The following is a 19,174-nucleotide window of genomic DNA, read 5'->3' as shown; positions in this document are numbered from 1 at the left end:
GCCCCCCAGGGTCGCCGGGCGGTTCCGCGTGGAACGGCGGTCAGCCGTCGTCGTCGGCCGACGCCCAGTGGCAGGCCACGCCCCGCTCCCCGCCGCCCGCGCGCAGCACCGGAAGCGGCTCCGTCCGGCAGCGGTCGGCGACCGGGGCCGCCTCGCCCGACGCCAGGACGTGACAGCGGGCGTGGAAACGGCAGCCGCCGGGGATCCGGGCCGGGTCCGGAGGCTCGCCGGCCAGGACCACCGGGGCCGTCTCCGACTCCGGCAGCACCGAGAGCAGCGCGCGGGTGTACGGATGGCGGGGCGCGGTCAGCACCGACTCGACCGGGCCCGTCTCCACCACCCGGCCCAGGTACATGACCGCCACCCGGTCGGCGATGTTCCACGCCAGGCCCAGGTCGTGCGTCACCACCAGCGCGGAGAGGCCGAGCTCGTCGCGCAGCCGGAGCAGCAGCGCGAGGATCTCGCCGCGTACCGAGGCGTCCAGGGACGCCACCGGCTCGTCCGCGACGATGAGTTCGGGCTCCAGGACGAGCGCACCGGCGATCACCACCCGCTGGCGCTGCCCGCCGGACAGCTCGTGCGGGTAGCGCAGGAAGAACCGCTCGGGCGGCCGCAGCCCGGCGCGGGCGAGGGCCTGCGCCACCGCCGCGCGCTCGTCGGCCCCGCTCCGGTGGACCCCGTGGATCCGCAGGCCCTCGGCGACCGCCTCGTACACGGTGTGCCGGGGGTTGAGGGAGCCGCTCGGGTCCTGGAGGACGAGCTGGGCGCGCCGCCGGTACGCCTTGAGCGCCCGGCCGGAGTACGCGAGGGGCCGCCCCGCGAAGGAGACCGTGCCCGCCCCGGGCCTCACCAGGCCGAGGAGGGTGCGCGCCAGGGTCGTCTTGCCGCAGCCGGACTCGCCGACCAGGGCCACGATCTCGCCCGCGCCGATCTCCAGGTCCACCCCGTCGACGGCCCGGGAGGGCGGCGCGCCCCGCCGCCCGGGAAAGGCGACGTGCACCCCGCTCGCCGTCAGCAGCGCCTCCGTCATCCGCTCGCCCTCCCCACGTGGACGCAGGCGGCCCGGTGCCCGGCGCCCGCCGTCCGCAGCTCCTGGTCGTCCTCGGCGCACGCCGCCACCGCCACCGGGCAGCGCGGGTGGAAGGCGCAGCCGTCCGGCAGCGCCGCCGGGTCCGGCGGGTCGCCCGGCAGGCCGCGCGGTGCCCGCCGCGAGGCCGGGTCCCCGATCCGGGGGAACGCCGAGGACAGCGCCCGCCCGTAGGGGTGGGCGCCCGCCCGGTACACCTCGCGGGCCGGGCCCTCCTCGACGATCCGGCCCGCGTACATCACGGCGAGCCGGTCGCAGGTGTCGGCGAGGACCGCGAGGTCGTGGCTGATCATCATCAGGCCGAGCGACTCCTCGGCGACGAGCCGCTCGATCAGCCGCAGGATCTGCGCCTGGATCATCACGTCGAGCGCGGTGGTCGGCTCGTCGGCGACGATCAGGCGCGGCTCGCAGGCGAGCGCCATCGCGATCATCACGCGCTGGCGCTGCCCGCCGGACAGCTCGTGCGGATAGCCGGCCGCCCGGGAGGCCGGCAGGCCGACCTGTTCGAGGAGGGCGGCGACCCGCTTGCGGGCCCCGGCGGGGGTGGCCCGCCCGTGTACCAGCAGCGGTTCGGCGATCTGGTCGCCGATCCTGCGCACCGCGTTCAGCGAGTGCATCGCGCCCTGGAAGACGATCGACGCGCCCGCCCAGCGGACCGCGCGCAGCCGTCCCCACTTCATGGCGAGGACATCCTCCCCGTCGAGGAGGATCTCCCCTTCGAGTCGGGCGGTGGCCGGCAGCAGCCGCAGCAGGGCGAGCGCCAGCGTCGACTTGCCGCAGCCGGACTCGCCCGCGACGCCCAGCTTCGCCCCGGCCTCCAGGCGCAGGTCGACCCCGCGCACGGCCGGTACGGCCCCGGCCCCGGAGCCGTACGTGACCCTCAGGTCCCTGATCTCCAGGAGGCTCAACGCCCCACCCCCAGCCTCGGGTTGAGCACGGATTCGACGGCCCGGCCGCAGAGCGTGAAGGCGAGTGCGACCAGCGCGATCGCGATCCCGGGCGGGGCCAGGTACCACCAGTGCCCGGCGGAGACCGCGCCGGCCTCGCGCGCGTCCTGGAGCATGCCGCCCCAGGAGACGACCGTCGGGTCGCCGAGTCCGAGGAAGGCGAGGGTGGCCTCGGTGAGGATCGCGGTGGAGATGCCGAGGGTGGTCTGCGCGAGCACCAGCGGCATCACGTTCGGCAGCACGTGCCGGGCCATGACATGTCCGTGGCCGCCGCCGAGCGCGGTGGCCCGCTCGATGTACGGGCGGGACTCGACGGCGATGGTCTGCGCCCGGACGAGCCGGGCGGTGGTCGGCCACGAGGTGACGCCGATGGCGAGCACCACCGTCCACATCGACCGGGACAGCACCGTCGCGAGCACGATCGCCAGGACCAGGGCCGGCATCACCAGGAACCAGTCGGTGATCCGCATGACGACCGTGGAGAGCCAGCCGCCGTAGTGCCCCGCGAGGACGCCGACGAGGGTGCCGATGGCGACCGACAGGGTGGCCGCGAGCAGCCCCACGAGCAGCGAGATCCGGGCGCCCCAGACCAGCAGGCCGAGCAGTGAGCGCCCGAACTGATCGGTGCCCAGGGGGAATTCCGTGCTCGGCGGCTCCAGGGCCGTGCCGGGCGCGTGCGTCACCGACTGGACGTCGGCGCCGACGGTCCACGGGGCGGTGAGCGCGAGCAGCGCGATCAGCGCCAGGCCGGCGAGCCCGTACAGGCCCGCCCGGTGGGTGCGGTACGCCTTCCAGAAGCGCGCCGCGGAGCCCCTGCGGCGCTCCCATGCGAGAGAGGTCATCGGCCCACCCGGGGGTCGAGCAGCGGATAGAGCAGGTCGGCGATCAGGTTCATCAGGATCATCGCCCCGGCGAAGACGACGAACAGGCCCTGTACCAAGGGGAGGTCGGGCACGCTGAGCGCCTGGTAGAAGAGACCGCCGAGCCCCGGCCAGGAGAAGACGGTCTCCACCAGGATCGAACCGGCCGCCACGTGACCCAGGTTGATGAAGACCATGGTGACGGTCGGCAGCAGGGCGTTCGGCACCGCGTGCCGGCGCCGCACCTCGTCGTCCTTGAGGCCCTTCGCCCGGGCGGTCGTCAGGTAGTCGCCGCCCATCTCGTCGAGGAGCGAGGAGCGCATCACGAGCAGCGTCTGCGCGTAGCCGACCGCGACCAGCGTGACCACCGGAAGGACGAGGTGGTGGGCGACGTCGAGGACGTACGCGAAGCCGGTCTCGCCCGTCCCCGACTCCATGCCTCCGGTCGGGAAGAGCCCGGGGACCGGGCCCATGCCCACCGAGAAGACGATGATCAGGAGCAGTCCCAGCCAGAACGACGGCACCGACCACAGGGTGAGCGCGATCCCGGTGTTCACCTTGTCGCCGAGGCGGCCGTGCCGCCACGCCGAGCGCGTGCCCAGCCACAGGCCGAGCGCCGAGTAGAGCACCACGGCGACGCCGGTGAGCAGCAGCGTCGCGGGCAGCTTCGCCGCGATCAGCTCGCCGACCGGCGCGCGGAACTGGAAGGAGGTGCCGAGGTCGCCGCCGAGCGCCTTGGCGCAGTAGTCGGCGAACTGCTGCCACAGCGGCAGGTCGAGGCCGAACTGGCGCCGCAGGGTCGCGAGCTGCTCGGCGGAGGTGGGGATGCCGTGGGTCATCGCCTTCACCGGGTCACCGGGGATGATCCGGAAGAGGAAGAAGCTGGTGACCAGGACGGCGAAGAGGGAGACGAGCGCGCCGCCCAGCTTCCCCGCCGCGTGGCGGAGGTAGCCGGAGGCGACGCCGGTGCGGGGTGCGCCGTCCGTGGCGCGGGCCTCCTCGGCCCGCGCCACGCCGGCGGGGGTGCTTGCCGTCGTCATCGCTACTCGCGGTCGTCGGCGGTGGCGCGCCGCCGCGTCCGGAGGAGGAGCAGGCCCCCGGCGGCGACGACCACGGCCGCCCCGACGCCGATCAGGACGCCGGTCGAGGAGGAGCCGGAGCCGTCGTGGGAGCCGGAGGCCGCCGGCACGGCCGACCACCAGGACCAGTAGCCGTCCTGGCCCCACAGGTTGCCCGCGGCCGCGGGCATGGTGGTGATCGACGCGATGTGGTCGGTGCGGTACGCCTCCAGGGCGTTCGGGTAGGCCATGACGTTCATGTACCCCGTGTCGTACAGCCGGGACTGCATCCGCTTGACCAGGTCCGCCCGCTTGGCGGTGTCGTACTCCACCGCCTGCTGCGCGTAGAGCTCGTCGAACTCCTTGTCGCAGATGAAGTTGTCGGTGGCCCCGGTGTCCTTCGGGGTGGCCGGGAGGGTGCCGCAGGTGTGGATGGAGAGGACGTAGTCCGGGTCGGGGTTGACCGACCAGCCGTCGAAGGCCAGGTCGTAGTCGCCCTTGACCCAGGGGTCGGAGACGCTGTCCAGGCATTCGACGGTCAGGCCGATGCCGAGCGCGCCCCACCACTCCTGGAGGTACTTCCCGACCGCCTTGTCGTTCGGGTCGGTGGCGTGGCAGAGGATCCGGAAGTCCAGCGGCCTGCCGTCCTTGCCGAGCCGCTTCCCCTCGCCGTTCTTCCGGTACCCGGCGGCGAAGAGCAGCTTGTCGGCCGCGACCGGGTCGTACCCCCGCTTCTGCTCGGGGCCGGGCTTCCAGAAGTACGAGCCGAAGCGCGGCGGGATGTACCCCTCGCCCTCGACGGCGTGCCCCTGGAAGACCTTGTCGACGAGGGTGGCGCGGTCGACGGCGAGGAAGAGCGCCTTGCGCACGGCCGGGTCGAGGAGGGCCGGGTGGCCGTTGCCGAAGGTCCTGCCGTCCTTGGCGCGGGCGCCGGGGTTGGTGGCGAGTGCGTAGAAGCGGCGGCCGGGGGCGTCGTTGACCTTGATGTCCTTCTGCGTCCTCAGCGCCGCGGCCTGGGCGGGCGTCAGGTTCGGGACGAAGGAGACCTCGCCCTTCTGGAGGGCGGCGACGGCCGCGTCGCCGTCCTTGTAGTACTTGAAGACCAGCTCGTCGAACTTGGGGGCGCCGCGCCAGAACGTCTTGTTCGGCTTCAGCTTGATGTACTGGTCGACCTTGAAGTCGGTGATGACGAAGGGGCCGTTGCCGACGATCGGGAACCGCTGGTCGTTGTTGAACTTCGAGAAGTCGCCGACCTTCTCCCACACGTGCTTCGGCACGATCGGTACGTCCAGGGCGGTCATCGTCGCCTGCGGCTTCTTCAGCCGGATGACGAGGGTGCGCGGGTCGGGGGCGGTGACCTCGGCGAAGTTCGCCGTGAAACTGCCGTTCGCGGTGGCCGCGTCCGGGTCGGTCATCATCGTGCGGAAGGTCCAGGCCGCGTCCTCGGCGGTGGCCGGCTTCCCGTCGGACCAGGTGGAGTTCTCACGGATCTTGTACGTCCACGTCAGCTTGTCCGCCGAGGAGGACCACTCGGTGGCGAGGCCCGGGACGGTCCTCGCGTCCTCGGCGTCGTAGTTGGTGAGGTACTCGTAGGCCAGCCGGTGGATGCTGGTCGAGGTGAGCTTCTGGGCCAGGAACGGGCTCAGCGAGTCGATGCTCTGCGAGACGGCCACCGTGAGCGTCGTACCGCCGGACTTCCCGTCCTCGGTGGCGGTCCGCGCGGCGGCCGGGGTGGCGGTCGCGGGGGCGGGGAGGGCCGTGAGCGAGGCGGTGGCGAGGACGGCGGCGAGCAGGAGGCGTGCGGTGCGGCGGGGCCGGTCCGGCCGGCGGGCAAGGGGGCGGGAGGGAACCTTCGTGACCATGACCATGGACGTGACCTCGCGTCGGGGGATCTGTCGTGGAGTCGTGGATCTTGGGCTGACGTCAAGTGAAGCGAAGATGTATCAGCGGTGGTCTGCCGTCGTCAACGATGACTCAAACCCCTTGTGGGCTGCGGGAACGCAAGGAGGCTCCGTACCGGTGAACCGGTACGGAGCCTCATTGGTCTACTCCTGTGACGCGCTACTGCTGAGGGGCTGGCGGCGCCTCCGGGGGCGCCTGCGGCGGGGCCTGCGGAGGCAGCGGCCGGCCGAACGCCTGCCCGGGATCCGGCTGCTGCCCGTACGGCTGCGGGGGCTGGCCGGGCTGCCCCGGCTGGCCGGAAGCCGCCGCCGACGGGTACGGCTGCTGCCCGTACGGCTGTCCGGGATGCCCGGCCTGCCCCGGCGTGCCGGGCGCACCCGGCTGGGGGTAGGGCTGCGGCTGGCCCTGCGTCGGGTACGGCTGACCGGGCGCGGGCTGTCCGGGGGCGTACTGCCCCGGCATCGGCTGGGCGGGGTACGGCTGCCCGGGCGCGGGCGGAGCGCCGTACGGCTGACCGGGAGCGGGCTGACCGGGCATCGGCTGACCGGGAGCGGGCACCGCCTGACCGGGCGCCGCCTGGCCCGGCAGCGGCTGGGAGGGGTAGGGGGGCTGCCCCGGCATCGGCTGGGCGGGGTACGGCTGCCCGGGCGCGGGCGCCGCTCCGTACGGCTGACCGGGCGAGGGCTGGCCGGGCATCGGCTGACCGGGGGCGTACTGCCCCGGCATCGGCGGCGCCATGTGCGGCGGCATGCCGCCCTGGGCGTCCCCGGTCCACAGGCCCTGCGCCTGCTGCGCCCGCGCGAAGTCCTCGGCCACCATCGCCGAGAGGTCGAAGTACGCCTCCCGGGTCTTGGGCCGCATCATGTCGAGGTCCACCTCGGCACCGGCCGCCAGGTGCTCGTCGAAGGGAACCACGATCACCCCGCGGCAGCGGGTGCGGAAGTGCTGCACGATGTCCTCGACCTTGATCATCTTGCCGGTCTCGCGGACCCCCGAGATGACCGTGATCGAGCGCTGCACCAGATCCGCGTAGCCGTGCGCCGACAGCCAGTCCAGCGTCGTCGAGGCGCTGGAGGCGCCGTCCACCGACGGCGTGGAGATGATGATCAGCTGGTCGGCGAGGTCCAGCACCCCTCGCATCGCGCTGTAGAGCAGACCGGTGCCCGAGTCGGTCAGGATCACCGGGTACTGCTTGCCGAGGACGTCGATCGCCCGCCGGTAGTCCTCGTCGTTGAAGGTCGTGGAGACCGCAGGGTCCACGTCGTTGGCGATGATCTCCAGACCGGACGGCGCCTGCGAGGTGAACCGGCGGATGTCCATGTACGAGTTGAGGTACGGGATCGCCTGCACCAGGTCGCGGATGGTCGCCCCGGTCTCGCGCCGCACCCGGCGGCCGAGCGTGCCCGCGTCCGGGTTGGCGTCGATCGCCAGGATCTTGTCCTGCCGCTCGGTGGCCAGCGTCGCGCCGAGCGCCGTCGTCGTCGTGGTCTTGCCGACGCCGCCCTTGAGCGAGATGACCGCGATCCGGTAGCAGGAGAGGACGGGGGTGCGGATCAGCTCCAGCTTCCGCTGCCGCTCCTGCTCCTCCTTCTTGCCGCCCAGCTTGAAGCGGGAGGCCGCGCCCGGGTTCCGGCTCGACTTCGGCTTCTGCTTGTTGTTGCGCAGCAGGCGGTCGGAGGAGAGCTCGACGGCCGCCGTGTACCCGAGCGGGGCGCCCGGCACGGACCGCTCCCGCTGGTCGTGCGTGACCGACTGCGGCCAGGCCGACCCGGTCCGCGGGTCCACGCCGCCCGCCGGGTAGCCGTAGCCCTCGGGCCCCTGCGGCGCCTGCGCACCCTGCGCGCCGGGTCCCTGCGGGTAGCCGTATCCGCCGGGAACGGGAGCCTGCGGCGGGAGCCCCGGCCCGGCGGGCGCCGGCGCGGCCGGGTGGGGCTGGGGCTGCGGCTGCTGGCCGGGGTGCGGGTAGCCGTACCCGCCCTGCGCGGCGGCCGGCGGCTGCGGATAGCCGTACCCGGCGGGCGCGCCCGGAACGGGGGCCGGCCCCGAGGGCTGCGGCTGGGCCTGGGGCTGCGCCTGCGGGGGCAGGGCGCCGCCCTGGGGGTACCCGTACCCGCCCTGCGGAGGTACGGCTCCGGGCGCGGCGGCCACCGGCTGCCCGGGCCACTGCTGCGCGGGCGCGGGAGCCTGCGGCGCCTGCGGGACCTGGGCCTGCGGCGCTTCGGGGGAGGCGGGCGGGAAGTCCGGCGGCAGCGGCGGCAGCGCACCGCCCGCGTCCGCCGGGACGACCGGGGCGGAGGCCTCGGTCGGGGCGTCCTCGGCGGGCAGCGGCGCGGCGGCGGGGACGGCGTCGGCGGGGACGGCGTCGGAGGGCACCGCTTCGGAGCGCGCGGCTTCGGAGTGCGCGGCCTCCGCCCCGCCCTCCGCGTCGGCGCCGGGCTCGTCCGGCTCCGCCTCGGCGGCGTGGGTGCCGGGGGCGCCGGAAGAGCCGGAGTCGGAGGAGGAGCGGGGCTCGGCGTCGGAGGGGGACTCGGCGTCGGAGTCGGAGGGGGACTCGGTGTCGGCGTCGGCTCCGGCCGGGAGTGCCGATCCGGCCTCCGGCACGGCCTCGGACTCCGTCCTCGCCTCCGGCACGGCCTCGGACTCCGTCCTCGCCTCCGGCACGGCCTCGGACTCCGTCCTCGCCTCCGGCTCGGGCGTCTCGGGCGTCCGGGCCTCGGCGGAGGGGGACTCCGGTGTGCGCGGGTCCTCCTGCTCGGCGGCGGGGGCGGACGCGTCCGTCGCGGCCACCGGCGGGACGTCCGCGCGGGTCAGGCCCGCGGCCTCCGGAGAGCCCGGCGGGGGGCCGTCCTGACCGGCCGCCGCCTCGGCCGCCGGCCCTTCGGCCGCGTCCTGCCGCAGCGCGGCCGGGTTGAAGCGCATGGTGGAGCCGCTCTCCAGCTCGCCGCCGCCGAAGGGCGCCGCCGGGACCGGCTGCGCGGGCGCGGGGACCTGCCCGGGCGCGGACGCCGGGTACGCGGGCGGCATGCCGGGAGCGGCGGCCTCGGAGCCGTACCCCTCGTACGGACCGGGCGCGGGCGCCTGACCCGGGATCGGGCCCGGCGCGGGGTACGCGGGCGGTGCGCCTGGGGCTCCGGCCTCGGGTCCGTACCCTCCGTGGGGTCCGGGCGCGGGCGCCGCCGAGTGGCCGGGGTGCGCGCCCGGGGCGCCGGCCTCGGAGCCGTACGCCCCGTAGGGGCCCGGCGGCGGGGTCTGCGGCGCGGGCTGCGTCCAGCCGGGCTGGAGGCCGGCCGGAGGCGTCCCGGGCACCGGGAGCGGCGCGCCCGTCGGCGGCGGGGGAGTGGCACCGACGCTTCCCGAACCGCCCGGCGCGCTCTGCGTGTACCAGGCCGGCGGGGTGTAGTCGATGGTGAACTCACCCGTCATCTCGGCGGGATCCGCGTCGGACTCGTCGGCGGGCACGTCCCAGCCCCCGCGGATCTCGTCACGATCGCCGTTCACTTTGCCTCCTGGTGTGGTCGAGCACCCTTGTGCCGTCGTGCGTCGGGGCCACCGTTCGCTGCCGGTCGGGCGGCTCTCCCCCTCGGACCCGGCGACCGTTCCGAGGGATACTCCGCCGCGCCCCCACCCACCCTAAACGCCCCCGCCGTCAGGGCGGCAGGCCCGTCCTCCCCCTTCCGGCCGCGGCCGGACCCGGGAACGCGGCCCGGGTGACACCGGTGCGGCGGAGCGTGAGGGAGGACCGGGGCGAAACCGTACGAGAGGGGACAACGGGGGGTCCCGCGCACCGCCTTGCCGGACCCGTGCCGGCCCCCGCCCCCTGCCCGATCGGGTGATGCGACGAACCGGCGGCCGCGCACCCGTCCCCGGGCACCCGACCGCCGGCTCGACACGGTCCCCGCCACCGGAGGGCGGGGCCGCGGGCTCACTTCAGGTCGAACTCGCCGTCCCGCGCGCCGAGCACGAACGCCGTCCACTCCGCCTCCGTGTACCGCAGCACGGTGCCGTGGTCCAGCGAGGAGCGCATGGCGACGGCGCCGTTCGGCAGATGGGCGATCTCGACGCGCTCCTCGTCCGGGCTCGTGCCGGGGGCGCCGATCCACTCGACGTCCGAGATGTCGAGGGCGTACAACTCGTCCTTCTCCTGCGCGCTCCCCATGGGAGTTCCTTTCGCTCACGGCCTGTCGGCGGACCATGTGTCCCGTGGCGCGGGGGAGTCGGGCCCCGCCCGTGCCACCAGGGGAAATACTAGGGACACCGGCTTCCGCGCGGGGGGCGCTTCGGCGAACCGGCGCCCTTCCTCAGTCCATGCGGCGGGCCGCGCCCAGCAGGCCCGACTCCGCGTCCGTGGCGTGGGTGATGACCCAGTGCCGCTCGCCGCCCGCGCACCACAGCGTCACGCCGTCCGCGAGCGTCGGCAGCGCGTCGACCTCGGTCCGCGTCAGACCCAGGATCCGCCCGGTCTGCTCGGCCTCCTGCGGCGAGACGCGCTGGATGCCGACGAGCGTCGCCGCGCGCATCAGCCGCGGGGCGACCGGGCTGAGGTACGGAAGCAGCGTCAGCACCGACTGCCACGGCGAGGACACGACCCGGCCGCGCGGCGGCCGCATGCCGCAGTCCCGCACCACGACCGCCGGGCTGCCGACGGTCGCGCCCAGCGGCGGCACCCGGCCCACGTCGTGCAGGGTGATGCACTCCAGACCCGCTCCCGCCGCCTGCGCCAGACCCACCCACGCGTGCGGGCGGCCGGTCTCCACGACGACCCGGGAGCCGGTGGCGGCGGCGCGCAGCGCGAGCACCTGCGCCGTCCACAGCCCGCCGATGAGCAGGACGTCGTACGGCGTCGAGCGGTGGAAGCCCACCAGCTGCGCGCGGCCCTCCGAGTCCTCGCCGATCACCACGCCGTCGTCGCCCACCGGGAGGGAGAGCGCGCCGAGTTCGGCCGTCGGCACGGTGTGCCCCGCGTGCCGCGGGCCGATCAGACCGCGCAGCCCCTTCACCGCTCCGCCGCGACCCATCATCGAGCACCCCCGAGAGGCATCGTCGCCAGCACGCCCGGCAGCTGCTCGCGGTCCAGTCGCAACAGGCCGACCTTCGCGGTCCGCGCCGCCTGCTCCAGGGTCCGGCGCACCCGGACCAGTTCGTTGTCGGAGCCGCCGGTGACCCGCACGTGGCCGCCGACCTCCATCGTGCCCTGGCGCGCCCCGCGCCGGACGGTGAGGCTGAAGGTCGTCGCGTACGCGGGGACCGAGGTCAGCAGCGAGACGAGCCGCGGCAGCGGCGCCGCGCCCCGGCCCAGCTCGGGCCAGCGCCCGACCGCGTACGTGGTGTGCCAGCGGTCGTCGCACCGCCACACCCGGGAGGTCTCGGCCGTCCGCCGCTGCGGCGCCGCGTCCGCCCGGCCCGCCCGCGCGGCCGCGTGCGGACTCGTGCAGGCGGCGGTCGCGATCGTCGAGTTGACCTCCTCCTGGTCCAGGACGACCGCCTGGAAACCGGCGCCGGTGATCCGGCTCGCCAGATGGTCGGCGATCCGCACCAGGCAGCGCTGCGCGCCCTCCAGGCCGCCGCCGCGCGCCGCGACCGCCTCCTTGCAGCGCTCGGGATCCAGCTTCACCGCCACCCAGGTCAGCCGCAGCGCGGGCGCCCCGGTCCGCTCCTGGAGAGGGGTGTACGAGAGGCGGGCCACGGCCTGCTGAGGGAGGTGCGGCGCCGGGGCCGGCCGGACCTGCTGCACCAGCTGGACCGACTCGACCACGATGTCGTCGACCTCCAGGGCGTCGCCGAGGAGGGTCATCGGGAAGGCGCGGGCGCCGAAGACCGGCCGCAGCGCCGAACCGCTCGCCTCGACGCGCAGCACCGCCGTCAGGAACGAGCCGTCGCTCAGCATGCCGACGGTGCGGTGGTTGCGGTCGACGTACGGCCGGGCGCCGAAGCCCCGCACGCTCTCGGTGACCGGGGCGAGGGACGGGTCCGCGTCGGACGCCGAGGGCGCGGTGTCACGCCGGCGCGCACGCAGCGCGAGGGCCGTCCCCAGCCAGTCCTGAACGGCCTGGCCGCGGCGCCGTATCACCGCGAGGAGCACGAGGACTCCGGCCACGACGCACGTCGGGACCAGCCAGAGCCCGCCCATCACGAAACCGACGGCCACCAGCGCGAGCGCCGCCTCGACCAGCACGAGCTGACGGAGATGGAGGGGGCCGACCCGGCTCGTGCGCGACAGCGGGCGGAGCGTCGTCGTCGCCGGGACGGCCGTCTGCGCGGCTCCCCGCGCCGGTGCGTCGCGCCGCGCCTCACCGCGCTCGTTGCTGCGTTGCCGTCGGGAAGATTGAGGCGCCCGGCCGCTGGTCCGCCGCCCGTCGCGCGCACGCGTCGCCGTACCCATCGCCGCGTTGCCCCCTCGTGTCCGTAATAGCCGAATTCCCTTGGGCGTTGACCGGGCGATCACCCTACCTGAGCGGTGAGACACGGGTGCCGCCAGGCATAGTAGGGGGCGGCGGGACGGCGGAAGGACCCGCCGAGCGTGGCAGACCGGTCGGCCGGCGGGGAGAGGGACGACTCAACAGATGGCATCACGACGCGACGAACTGAACGCCTACACCTTCGCGAAGCGGAGATTGGTCGCGCAGTTCGTGCAGCCGAACTCGACGGGCTCCGAGGAGGGCGCGCCGCGCCCGCTGCGCGCGGTGGTGCCGGGCGCCATCGTCGGCGTGGTCGTCCTCGCCGTCTTCGGGGCCTGGGGCATGTTCAAGCCCGTCGCCCCCAAGGACTGGGACAAGCCCGGCCAGAACGTGATCATCGCCGACAAGTCGACGACCCGGTACGTCGTCCTCAAGACGGGTGACAAACTCCAGCTCCACCCCGTCCTCAACATGTCGTCGGCGAGGCTCCTCCTCGACCCCGACAAGGAGAAGATCATCACGGTCGCCGAGTCGGTGCTCGACAGCGGCAAGATCCCGCACGGCGCCACCCTCGGCATCCCGTACGCCCCCGACCGCCTCCCCGACCCGAAGGAGGCCGGCGCAGCCAAGCGCTGGGCCGTCTGCGAGCGCCCCGGCGAGGGCGGCCGCGCCATCCAGAAGGCCGCCTTCGTCCTCGCCGCCCGCGAGGAGGGCAGGACCGACGGCAAGGAACGCCTCACCGGCGGCGAGCTGCTCTACGTCGAGGGCCCGGACCGCACCCGCTACGTCGTCGACGCCCAGGGGACCGCGTACCCCGTGGAGAAGGACGAACTGCTGCTCCGCCAGCTCGTCGGCCAGGGACGCGTCGCCCAGCGCGTCTCCGACGCCTGGCTGAAGACCCTGCACAAGGGCGACACCATCTCCTTCCCGAAGATCCCCGGCGAGCCGGGCGCCCGCGCCGAGGTCGGCGGTCTGTCGCCCGAGGTCGCCGGGCTGGCCAAGGTCGGCATGGTGCTCTCCGCGTCCGACGGCACCAGCAGGAAGATGTACGTCGTCCTCCAGGACCGGGTCGCGCCCATCACCGACTTCACCGCCAAGCTGCTCCTCAACAGCCGCCAGCTCGTCGAACTCGGCCAGGCCGGCAAGGCCACCGAGCTCAGCGGCGGCGCCTTCCAGCCGGGTGACGCCTTCGGCAAGGACAAGAAGTGGCCGAAGGCCGAACCGGTCCCCGTCAATGAGGCGGGCACCGGCGACGGCAGCCGCAACACCGTCTGCAACGTCCTCCGCAAGGTCGACCCCGACAACGGCCGCACCACCCTGAGCACCTGGGCGGGCAAGGACTTCCCCGCCACCCTGCCGACCGGCTCCAGCAGCGCCTACGTCACCCCCGGCTCCGGCCAGCTCTTCCGCCAGTTCACCGGCTCCACCACCACGACCGGCTTCCTCTTCCTCGTCACCGACACCGGCCTGCGCTACGCGATGCAGTCCAACGGCGACACCGTCACCGACGACTCCGGCATCGGCTCCTCCGGGTCCGAGGAGGAGAAGCAGGCCCGGCAGGCCGAGGCCCAGCAGGCCCAGAACCGCCTCGGCTACAAGAACATCGAGCCGCTGCCCGTACCCGCCGAGTGGTCCACCTTCCTCCCGACCGGCCCCCGCCTCTCCACCGGCGGCGCGCGCCAGCCCCAGGGCTCATGAGGACGCCGCCGCGCCGACCCCGGCGCCTCCCGCCGCTCCGCCGTCTCCCGCTGCTCCTCCGCCTTCCGCTCCTCGGGGCGGCGACGACGCTCTGCGCCCTCGGCCTGCCGCTCGTCCCCGCCTCCCCCGCGGCGGCCGACGACGGCGGCCAGTGCACCTACCCCAACAAGAAGTACGAGGGACGCCCCTGGTCCCTCCAGCGCGTCCAACTCGACGAACTCTGGGCGCAGTCCACCGGCAAGAACGTCCGCGTCGCCGTCATCGACACCGGCGTCGACGTCCGCAACCCCCAGCTCGCCAAGGCCGTCGACGCCAAGAGCGGGATCAACCTGATCCCGAAGAACGCCAAGGACGCCAACGGCTACAAGCTGAAGCGCGGCAAGGAGAACGGCACCACCGACACCGTCGGCCACGGCACCAAGGTCGCCGGTATCATCGCCGCCCGCCCCGCCAAGGGCACCGGCTTCGTCGGCCTGGCCCCCGACGCCACGATCATCCCCATCCAGCAGAACGACGCCGACGGCAACGGCACCACGACGACCCTGGCCACCGCGATCCGCCACGCCATCGCCAAGGGGGCGCACGTGATCAACATCTCCCAGGACACGGCGGACGCGGTCAAGCCCACCCCGCTCCTGGAACAAGCCGTCAAGGCCGCCCTGGACAAGGAGATCGTCGTCGTCGCCTCGGCCGGCAACGACGGCCTCGGCGGCAACGTCAAGCCCACCTACCCCGCCTCGTACGAGGGCGTCCTGGCCGTCGCCGCCTCCGACCGCAACAACGAACGCGCCGCGTTCTCCCAGTCCGGCGACTTCGTCGGCGTGGCCGCCCCCGGCGTCGACATGGTCTCCACGGTCCCCCTCGGCGGCCACTGCGCCGACAACGGCACCAGCTTCTCCGCCCCCTACGTCGCTGGCCTCGCCGCCCTGATCAAGTCCAAGCACGACGACTGGACCCAGGAGCAGATCGTCGCCCAGATCCAGCAGACCGCCGAACGCTCCGTCGCCGGCCACGACCGCCTCGTCGGCTGGGGCGTCGTCGACCCGGTCCGGGCCCTCACCGAGGACGACAAGCCCATCGAGAAGCCGGTGGCCCGCGAAGGCGTCACCCGCGCCGAGGCCCCCACCCCCGCCGCCGTCCACCTCGGCGAGACCCCGGAACAGCGCGCCACCCGCCTGGCCACCTATGTCGTCGTCAGCGGAGGCGTCCTGGTCGCCGCCATCGCCGGCTCCGCCGTGGCCGTCCGGGACCACCGCCGCAGACGCGGCACCGCGACCGCGGGCCGGTGATCGGCCGCGGGCCGGTGATCAGCCGCGGGACAGTCAACAGCCGCAGGCCGGTGATCATTGCAGACGCACATGCCTGATAGCGTCCGGTGAGCAGTGCGGTTGTAGAAGTCTCGTGACGAACAAGAGACTTGGGGCTGTCAGTCGCAATCACTAGAGTGGTAAGCACGCGAACGGGGATGGCGAGTCTCCACGATCGCAATGCAGGACAGCAGGAGCAAACGGGGAGGATTGGCTCGTGTTTCACGTGACGGGTGACGGGGGTGGCGACCGTGAGTAACCTCAAGCGCGGCGTTGACGCACTGGTGAAGTTCCAGCGCGACATCGATCACGTCATCGAGAACCTGGAGAAGGGCGCCGGCGGCTCCGCGCAGCTGAACCAGAACCGCGTGACGCGCCAGGCGTTCGGCACCGGCATCCCCTTCGCGGAAGCGGACGGCTTCTTCACGGAGTACGAGCGCGTCCACGCGTCCCTCGTCTCCCTGTCGAAGAACCTCGGCGGCCAGATCGAACTGCTCCGGATCGGCGTCCACGCCGCCGACGTCGGCTACGACAACGTCGAAGAGGACCAGCGGCGCCAGTTCCACGACATCCAGGCCCGACTGAGCCGGGAGCGCGCCGAGGCCATCGAGCGCGAGGAGCAGGCCCGCACGAAGGACCCGGCACAGCCGGCCCAGCGCCGTGGCCAGGCCGACACCGCGACGGAAGGGATCGGGTGACGCACGATGAGTGAAGAGAAGTCTCCGAACACCAACCCCAACCTGACGCCGCAGGAGCAGCAGCAGGCGAAGGACACGGCCCAGATCGAGGCCAAGCACCAGACGACCGACATGCTGGAGAAGCTGGACGACATCCGCTTCCCCTTCCCCTTCGGAGGCGACTTCCGCCTCAGGCCCAAGGGCAGCGTCTACGGTGAGACGTCCTTCGAGGGCCACAAGCTCAACGCCATGCTCGATCTCCTCGACAGCGCCGATCCCTCCCAGCTGTCCACCGCCGGAGACGCCCTGCAGACGGCGACCAAGGAGCTCAACGCGGCCGCGAAGGCCCTGAGCAAGTTCGTCGGCAGCGTCGACTGGGAGGGCGAAGCCGCCGTCGAGTTCCAGCGGTACGGCTCCGATGTCGCGAACTACGCCTGGGCCATCGGCAAGGTCGCCAACGCCGTCGGCTCCCAGATGAAGGTCGCCAACGACGGCCTGACCTCGGTCCGCAACGCGGCCCCGCCCCGCGACACCCGCGCCGACCAGCGCAAGCCCTCTGAATTCTCGGAGCTGGAGAAGACCGAGAAGAAGGAGGAGTACGAGAAGGCCGTAGCGGTGGAGAAGGACCGCCAGGAGGCCATCAACCAGATGAACCGCCTGGCGTCGTTCTACGCGGTGTCGCAGAGCACGCTGGCCAGCCAGGAGATGCCTAAGCCGCCGGAGGCATATCAGGCGCCGGTGCCGCCGCCGACTGGGCGGGTGCACGAGCCCGCGCATTCCGGGCAGCCGGGCACCAGCTCCATTCGCGACGGCCTGTCGAGGGAGTCCTCCGGGCCCATTGGTGCCGTCGAGGACCGCACCACCCCGACGATGCCCCGCACCGGCGACCAGCTCGACGGCTCCGAGCCGATCCGCGAGAAGCCCGCGGACGACACGCGGGTCCAGATCGACACGGTCAAGACGCCGCCGGTGCCCACCCTCCCGAACACCGCGCCGACTCCGACCGCGCCCACGAACACCGCGCCGCCGACCGGCCCCGGAATGCCTCCGCCGCTCTCGCTCGGCACCCCGCCGCGCGCCACCGGACCCAAGATCACCGGGAACCCGGCCGGGCCGCGCACGGCCACCGGCCGGACCGGCTTCGGCCGCCCGGTCGGCCCCACGACGGCACCGGCCGTCGGCCGCGCCGGTGGACCGAAGGGCCCGCAAGGCCCGCAGGCCTTCGGCCGTTCCGGCGGTCCCACGGGCTCCCCGACGGTGGGCCGTCCGGGCAGCCCCACGAGCTCTCCCATGGCGGGCCGTCCGGGCAACCCGACGAACTCCCCGGCAACGGGCCGGGCCAACGGCCCGATGGGGCGCGCGGCCGGACCGCAGGCCGCCTCGCAGTCCACCCCTGCGGGCCGCGCCACGCCGCAGACCGGACGCCCCGGGCAGCCCGCCACGGGCCGTCCGGCCGGCGGCAAGGCGAGCCCCATCATGGGCGGTACCCCGCAGCGCCCCATTGGCGGGAGCACCGGCTCGCGGATCCCGAGGGGCACGGTCGTCGGCAGCGAGGGCCCGGCCGCGGGCCGTACGGCCGCGGCACGCCCCAGCCAGGCCGGCGTGGTCGGCGCCAACAACGCCAAGGCGGCACCGCGCCCCGCCGGACGAGGCACCCCCAGCTCCAACGGAGTGGTCGGGACGCCCCGCGGCATGGCCGGCCGCGGCAGCCAGCGCCCGGACCGCGACGAACAGGACCGCGACGGCTCTTCGCGCCCCGACTACCTGACGGAAGACGAAGAGACCTGGACGAACCGTCGGCGCGGCGCCGTACCGCCGGTGATCGACTAACCACTCGGAAGGCTCGGAAGTCAGGATGACGGCACGAATGATCGAGAGCGGCGGCAGGCTCCGGCGGGCGCTCCTCGGCACCACGGCGATCGCGGTGCTGACGACGTCGCTCGTCGGGCTCGCCCCGGCGGCAGTCGCCGCCGACGCACGGTCGCAGCAGTGGTACCTGGACGCCATGAAGGCCGAAGAGATCTGGAAGAAGGCGACGGGGAAGGGCATCACCGTCGCCATCATCGACACCGGCGTCAATCCGGACACCCCTTCTCTTAAGGGCAAGGTGCTAAAGGGATGGGACGCGTCCGAGTCCAAGGGTGACGAGACGGACGATTACACCGGTCACGGCACGTCCATGGCCGAGATGATCGTCGGATCGGGGGCGGGTGGCGGCATCAAGGGCCTGGCACCGGACGCCAAGGTCATTCCCTATCGTGTGGCTGACACCGAGCGTCAGAACGAGCAGGCCGTCAACGCCTTCGACATGGCGGAGTCGATCAAAGCCGCTGCCGACAGCGACGCGCAGATCATCAATATCTCCTTCGCCTCCGATTACTACAACGAACTCGCTCGGGAAGCTGTCAAGTACGCTCAGAGCAAAGGCAAGTTGGTCTTTGGTGGCGCTGGCAACAACGCCACGAAGGGCAACAAGGAGCAATTCCCAGCGAGCTACCCCGAAGCCATCGCCGTCGCGGCGACCGACCGGGACGGATCGGTGGCCGAGTACTCGCAGCACGGCGACACCATCGACATCGCCGCACCAGGAACCGACATCCCCGGGTACTGCGACAAGAGCCTCACGAAGTACTGCATGAGCGACGGCACCAGCAACTCCACCGCCATCGCCTCCGCCTCCGCCGCCCTCATCTGGTCCATGCACCCGGACTGGACGGGCAACCAGGTCCTCCGCGTCATGCTCGACTCCGCGGCGCGCGGAAAGGGCTGGGAGCCGGGTACCGTCAGTGACTACCTCGGCTACGGCATCGTCCGTCCGAACGCCCACGTCTCCCGAGGCGAGGGCAACCCTGGCGAACCGAACATCAGCCCCCTGACCAACAAGTCCACCCTGGCGACCCCCTCGGCCTCCGCATCCGGATCTGCGTCCGCTTCGGCTTCCGCCCCCTCCGGCACGTCGACGACCGCCCCCTCCGCAACAGCTTCGACACAAGCTCCCGACGGCAAGCAGGCGTCGGACGCACCTGTGGCAGGCTCCAACGGGAGCGCGGCCGAGGACGCGGACGGCGGCAGCAACACCGGCCTCGTCATCGGCGTCGCCGCAGCGGTGGTGGTCGTCGTGGCGGCCGCGGGCGTCGTCATCGCACGCCGCCGACGCACGAACGCCTGACGGCGGCAGCAACCACAAACCTCCCTGCGCCCGCGCGAGTCTGCGGGCGCAGCCTCAACAGAGAACCCGAGAAA

General features: G+C 73.5%; 14 protein-coding genes. 5 read left to right on the top strand and 9 right to left on the bottom strand.

The annotated features are described in order from the left end of the window. Positions 1-40 precede the first annotated feature (40 nt). The 9 genes from ACFZCF_RS05505 to eccE all read right to left on the bottom strand — a co-directional run bounded on the left by ACFZCF_RS05505 (position 41) and on the right by eccE (position 12,233). On the bottom strand, positions 41-1,030 hold the full coding sequence (locus ACFZCF_RS05505) for an oligopeptide/dipeptide ABC transporter ATP-binding protein (RefSeq protein WP_391284849.1): 990 nt from the start codon (positions 1,028-1,030) through the stop codon (positions 41-43). After that, positions 1,027-1,995, bottom strand: coding sequence for an ABC transporter ATP-binding protein (locus ACFZCF_RS05500; RefSeq protein ID WP_388435584.1), 969 nt, complete (start codon positions 1,993-1,995; stop codon positions 1,027-1,029). The genes ACFZCF_RS05505 and ACFZCF_RS05500 overlap by 4 nt, the downstream gene beginning before the upstream one ends. Then, positions 1,992-2,876, bottom strand: coding sequence for an ABC transporter permease (locus ACFZCF_RS05495; RefSeq protein ID WP_388435581.1), 885 nt, complete (start codon positions 2,874-2,876; stop codon positions 1,992-1,994). Before ACFZCF_RS05495 ends, ACFZCF_RS05500 begins: the two co-directional genes overlap by 4 nt. Next, positions 2,873-3,934 (bottom strand): ABC transporter permease, encoded by a 1,062-nt coding sequence (locus ACFZCF_RS05490; RefSeq protein WP_388435578.1) that lies wholly within the window; start codon positions 3,932-3,934, stop codon positions 2,873-2,875. The genes ACFZCF_RS05495 and ACFZCF_RS05490 overlap by 4 nt, the downstream gene beginning before the upstream one ends. Before the next feature lie 2 nt (positions 3,935-3,936). Next, the gene (locus tag ACFZCF_RS05485; protein WP_391285955.1) at positions 3,937-5,814 is read right to left on the bottom strand and encodes an ABC transporter substrate-binding protein; all 1,878 of its coding nucleotides are present in this window, start codon (positions 5,812-5,814) and stop codon (positions 3,937-3,939) included. A 199-nt stretch (positions 5,815-6,013) separates the two neighbouring features. Continuing rightward, complete coding sequence (locus ACFZCF_RS05480; protein ID WP_391284847.1) at positions 6,014-9,352, bottom strand: SCO5717 family growth-regulating ATPase; 3,339 nt, start codon at positions 9,350-9,352, stop codon at positions 6,014-6,016. Positions 9,353-9,776: 424 nt separating this feature from the next. Beyond that, a complete protein-coding gene (locus ACFZCF_RS05475; protein ID WP_189949914.1) occupies positions 9,777-10,010 on the bottom strand; it encodes a DUF397 domain-containing protein in 234 nt (77 codons plus the stop codon). 142 nt (positions 10,011-10,152) lie between these two features. After that, entirely contained in the window at positions 10,153-10,872 is a 720-nt protein-coding gene (locus ACFZCF_RS05470) for a hypothetical protein (protein ID WP_388435571.1), read from the bottom strand. Next, positions 10,869-12,233 (bottom strand): type VII secretion protein EccE, encoded by a 1,365-nt coding sequence (gene eccE, locus ACFZCF_RS05465; RefSeq protein ID WP_391284844.1) that lies wholly within the window; start codon positions 12,231-12,233, stop codon positions 10,869-10,871. The genes ACFZCF_RS05470 and eccE overlap by 4 nt, the downstream gene beginning before the upstream one ends. A gap of 181 nt (positions 12,234-12,414) precedes the next feature. Here eccE and eccB point away from each other — a divergent pair, with 181 nt between their 5' ends. From eccB to ACFZCF_RS05440, 5 genes are all read left to right on the top strand, one after another. After that, positions 12,415-13,947, top strand: coding sequence for a type VII secretion protein EccB (gene eccB, locus ACFZCF_RS05460; protein ID WP_388435565.1), 1,533 nt, complete (start codon positions 12,415-12,417; stop codon positions 13,945-13,947). After that, positions 13,944-15,236 carry a type VII secretion-associated serine protease mycosin gene (gene mycP, locus ACFZCF_RS05455; RefSeq protein ID WP_391284842.1) on the top strand — a complete coding sequence of 431 codons (1,293 nt, stop codon included), beginning with the start codon at positions 13,944-13,946 and terminating at the stop codon, positions 15,234-15,236. Before eccB ends, mycP begins: the two co-directional genes overlap by 4 nt. A 269-nt stretch (positions 15,237-15,505) precedes the next feature. After that, positions 15,506-15,952: a hypothetical protein gene (locus ACFZCF_RS05450; protein WP_388435560.1), complete on the top strand. Its 447-nt coding sequence runs from the start codon at positions 15,506-15,508 to the stop codon at positions 15,950-15,952. Between the two features lie 6 nt (positions 15,953-15,958). After that, positions 15,959-17,761 carry a hypothetical protein gene (locus tag ACFZCF_RS05445; protein ID WP_391284839.1) on the top strand — a complete coding sequence of 601 codons (1,803 nt, stop codon included), beginning with the start codon at positions 15,959-15,961 and terminating at the stop codon, positions 17,759-17,761. A gap of 37 nt (positions 17,762-17,798) precedes the next feature. Further along, positions 17,799-19,100: a S8 family serine peptidase gene (locus ACFZCF_RS05440; RefSeq protein ID WP_391284837.1), complete on the top strand. Its 1,302-nt coding sequence runs from the start codon at positions 17,799-17,801 to the stop codon at positions 19,098-19,100. Positions 19,101-19,174: the final 74 nt, after the last annotated feature.

Source organism: Streptomyces sp. NPDC007945, assembly GCF_042958885.1.
Lineage (GTDB): Bacteria > Actinomycetota > Actinomycetes > Streptomycetales > Streptomycetaceae > Streptomyces.
This window is presented reverse-complemented; position numbering and strand designations above follow the sequence as displayed.

Excerpts from the sequence above, each read along its gene's own strand:
- ACFZCF_RS05505 (WP_391284849.1), bottom strand. The coding sequence starts at position 1,030 with ATGACGGAGGCGCTGCTGACGGCGAGCGGGGTGCACGTCGCCTTTCCC.
- ACFZCF_RS05495 (WP_388435581.1), bottom strand. The coding sequence starts at position 2,876 with ATGACCTCTCTCGCATGGGAGCGCCGCAGGGGCTCCGCGGCGCGCTTC.
- ACFZCF_RS05490 (WP_388435578.1), bottom strand. The coding sequence starts at position 3,934 with ATGACGACGGCAAGCACCCCCGCCGGCGTGGCGCGGGCCGAGGAGGCC.
- ACFZCF_RS05485 (WP_391285955.1), bottom strand. The coding sequence starts at position 5,814 with ATGGTCACGAAGGTTCCCTCCCGCCCCCTTGCCCGCCGGCCGGACCGG.
- ACFZCF_RS05475 (WP_189949914.1), bottom strand. The coding sequence starts at position 10,010 with ATGGGGAGCGCGCAGGAGAAGGACGAGTTGTACGCCCTCGACATCTCG.
- ACFZCF_RS05470 (WP_388435571.1), bottom strand. The coding sequence starts at position 10,872 with ATGATGGGTCGCGGCGGAGCGGTGAAGGGGCTGCGCGGTCTGATCGGC.
- eccE (WP_391284844.1), bottom strand. The coding sequence starts at position 12,233 with ATGGGTACGGCGACGCGTGCGCGCGACGGGCGGCGGACCAGCGGCCGG.
- eccB (WP_388435565.1), top strand. The coding sequence starts at position 12,415 with ATGGCATCACGACGCGACGAACTGAACGCCTACACCTTCGCGAAGCGG.
- mycP (WP_391284842.1), top strand. The coding sequence starts at position 13,944 with ATGAGGACGCCGCCGCGCCGACCCCGGCGCCTCCCGCCGCTCCGCCGT.
- ACFZCF_RS05445 (WP_391284839.1), top strand. The coding sequence starts at position 15,959 with ATGAGTGAAGAGAAGTCTCCGAACACCAACCCCAACCTGACGCCGCAG.
- ACFZCF_RS05440 (WP_391284837.1), top strand. The coding sequence starts at position 17,799 with ATGATCGAGAGCGGCGGCAGGCTCCGGCGGGCGCTCCTCGGCACCACG.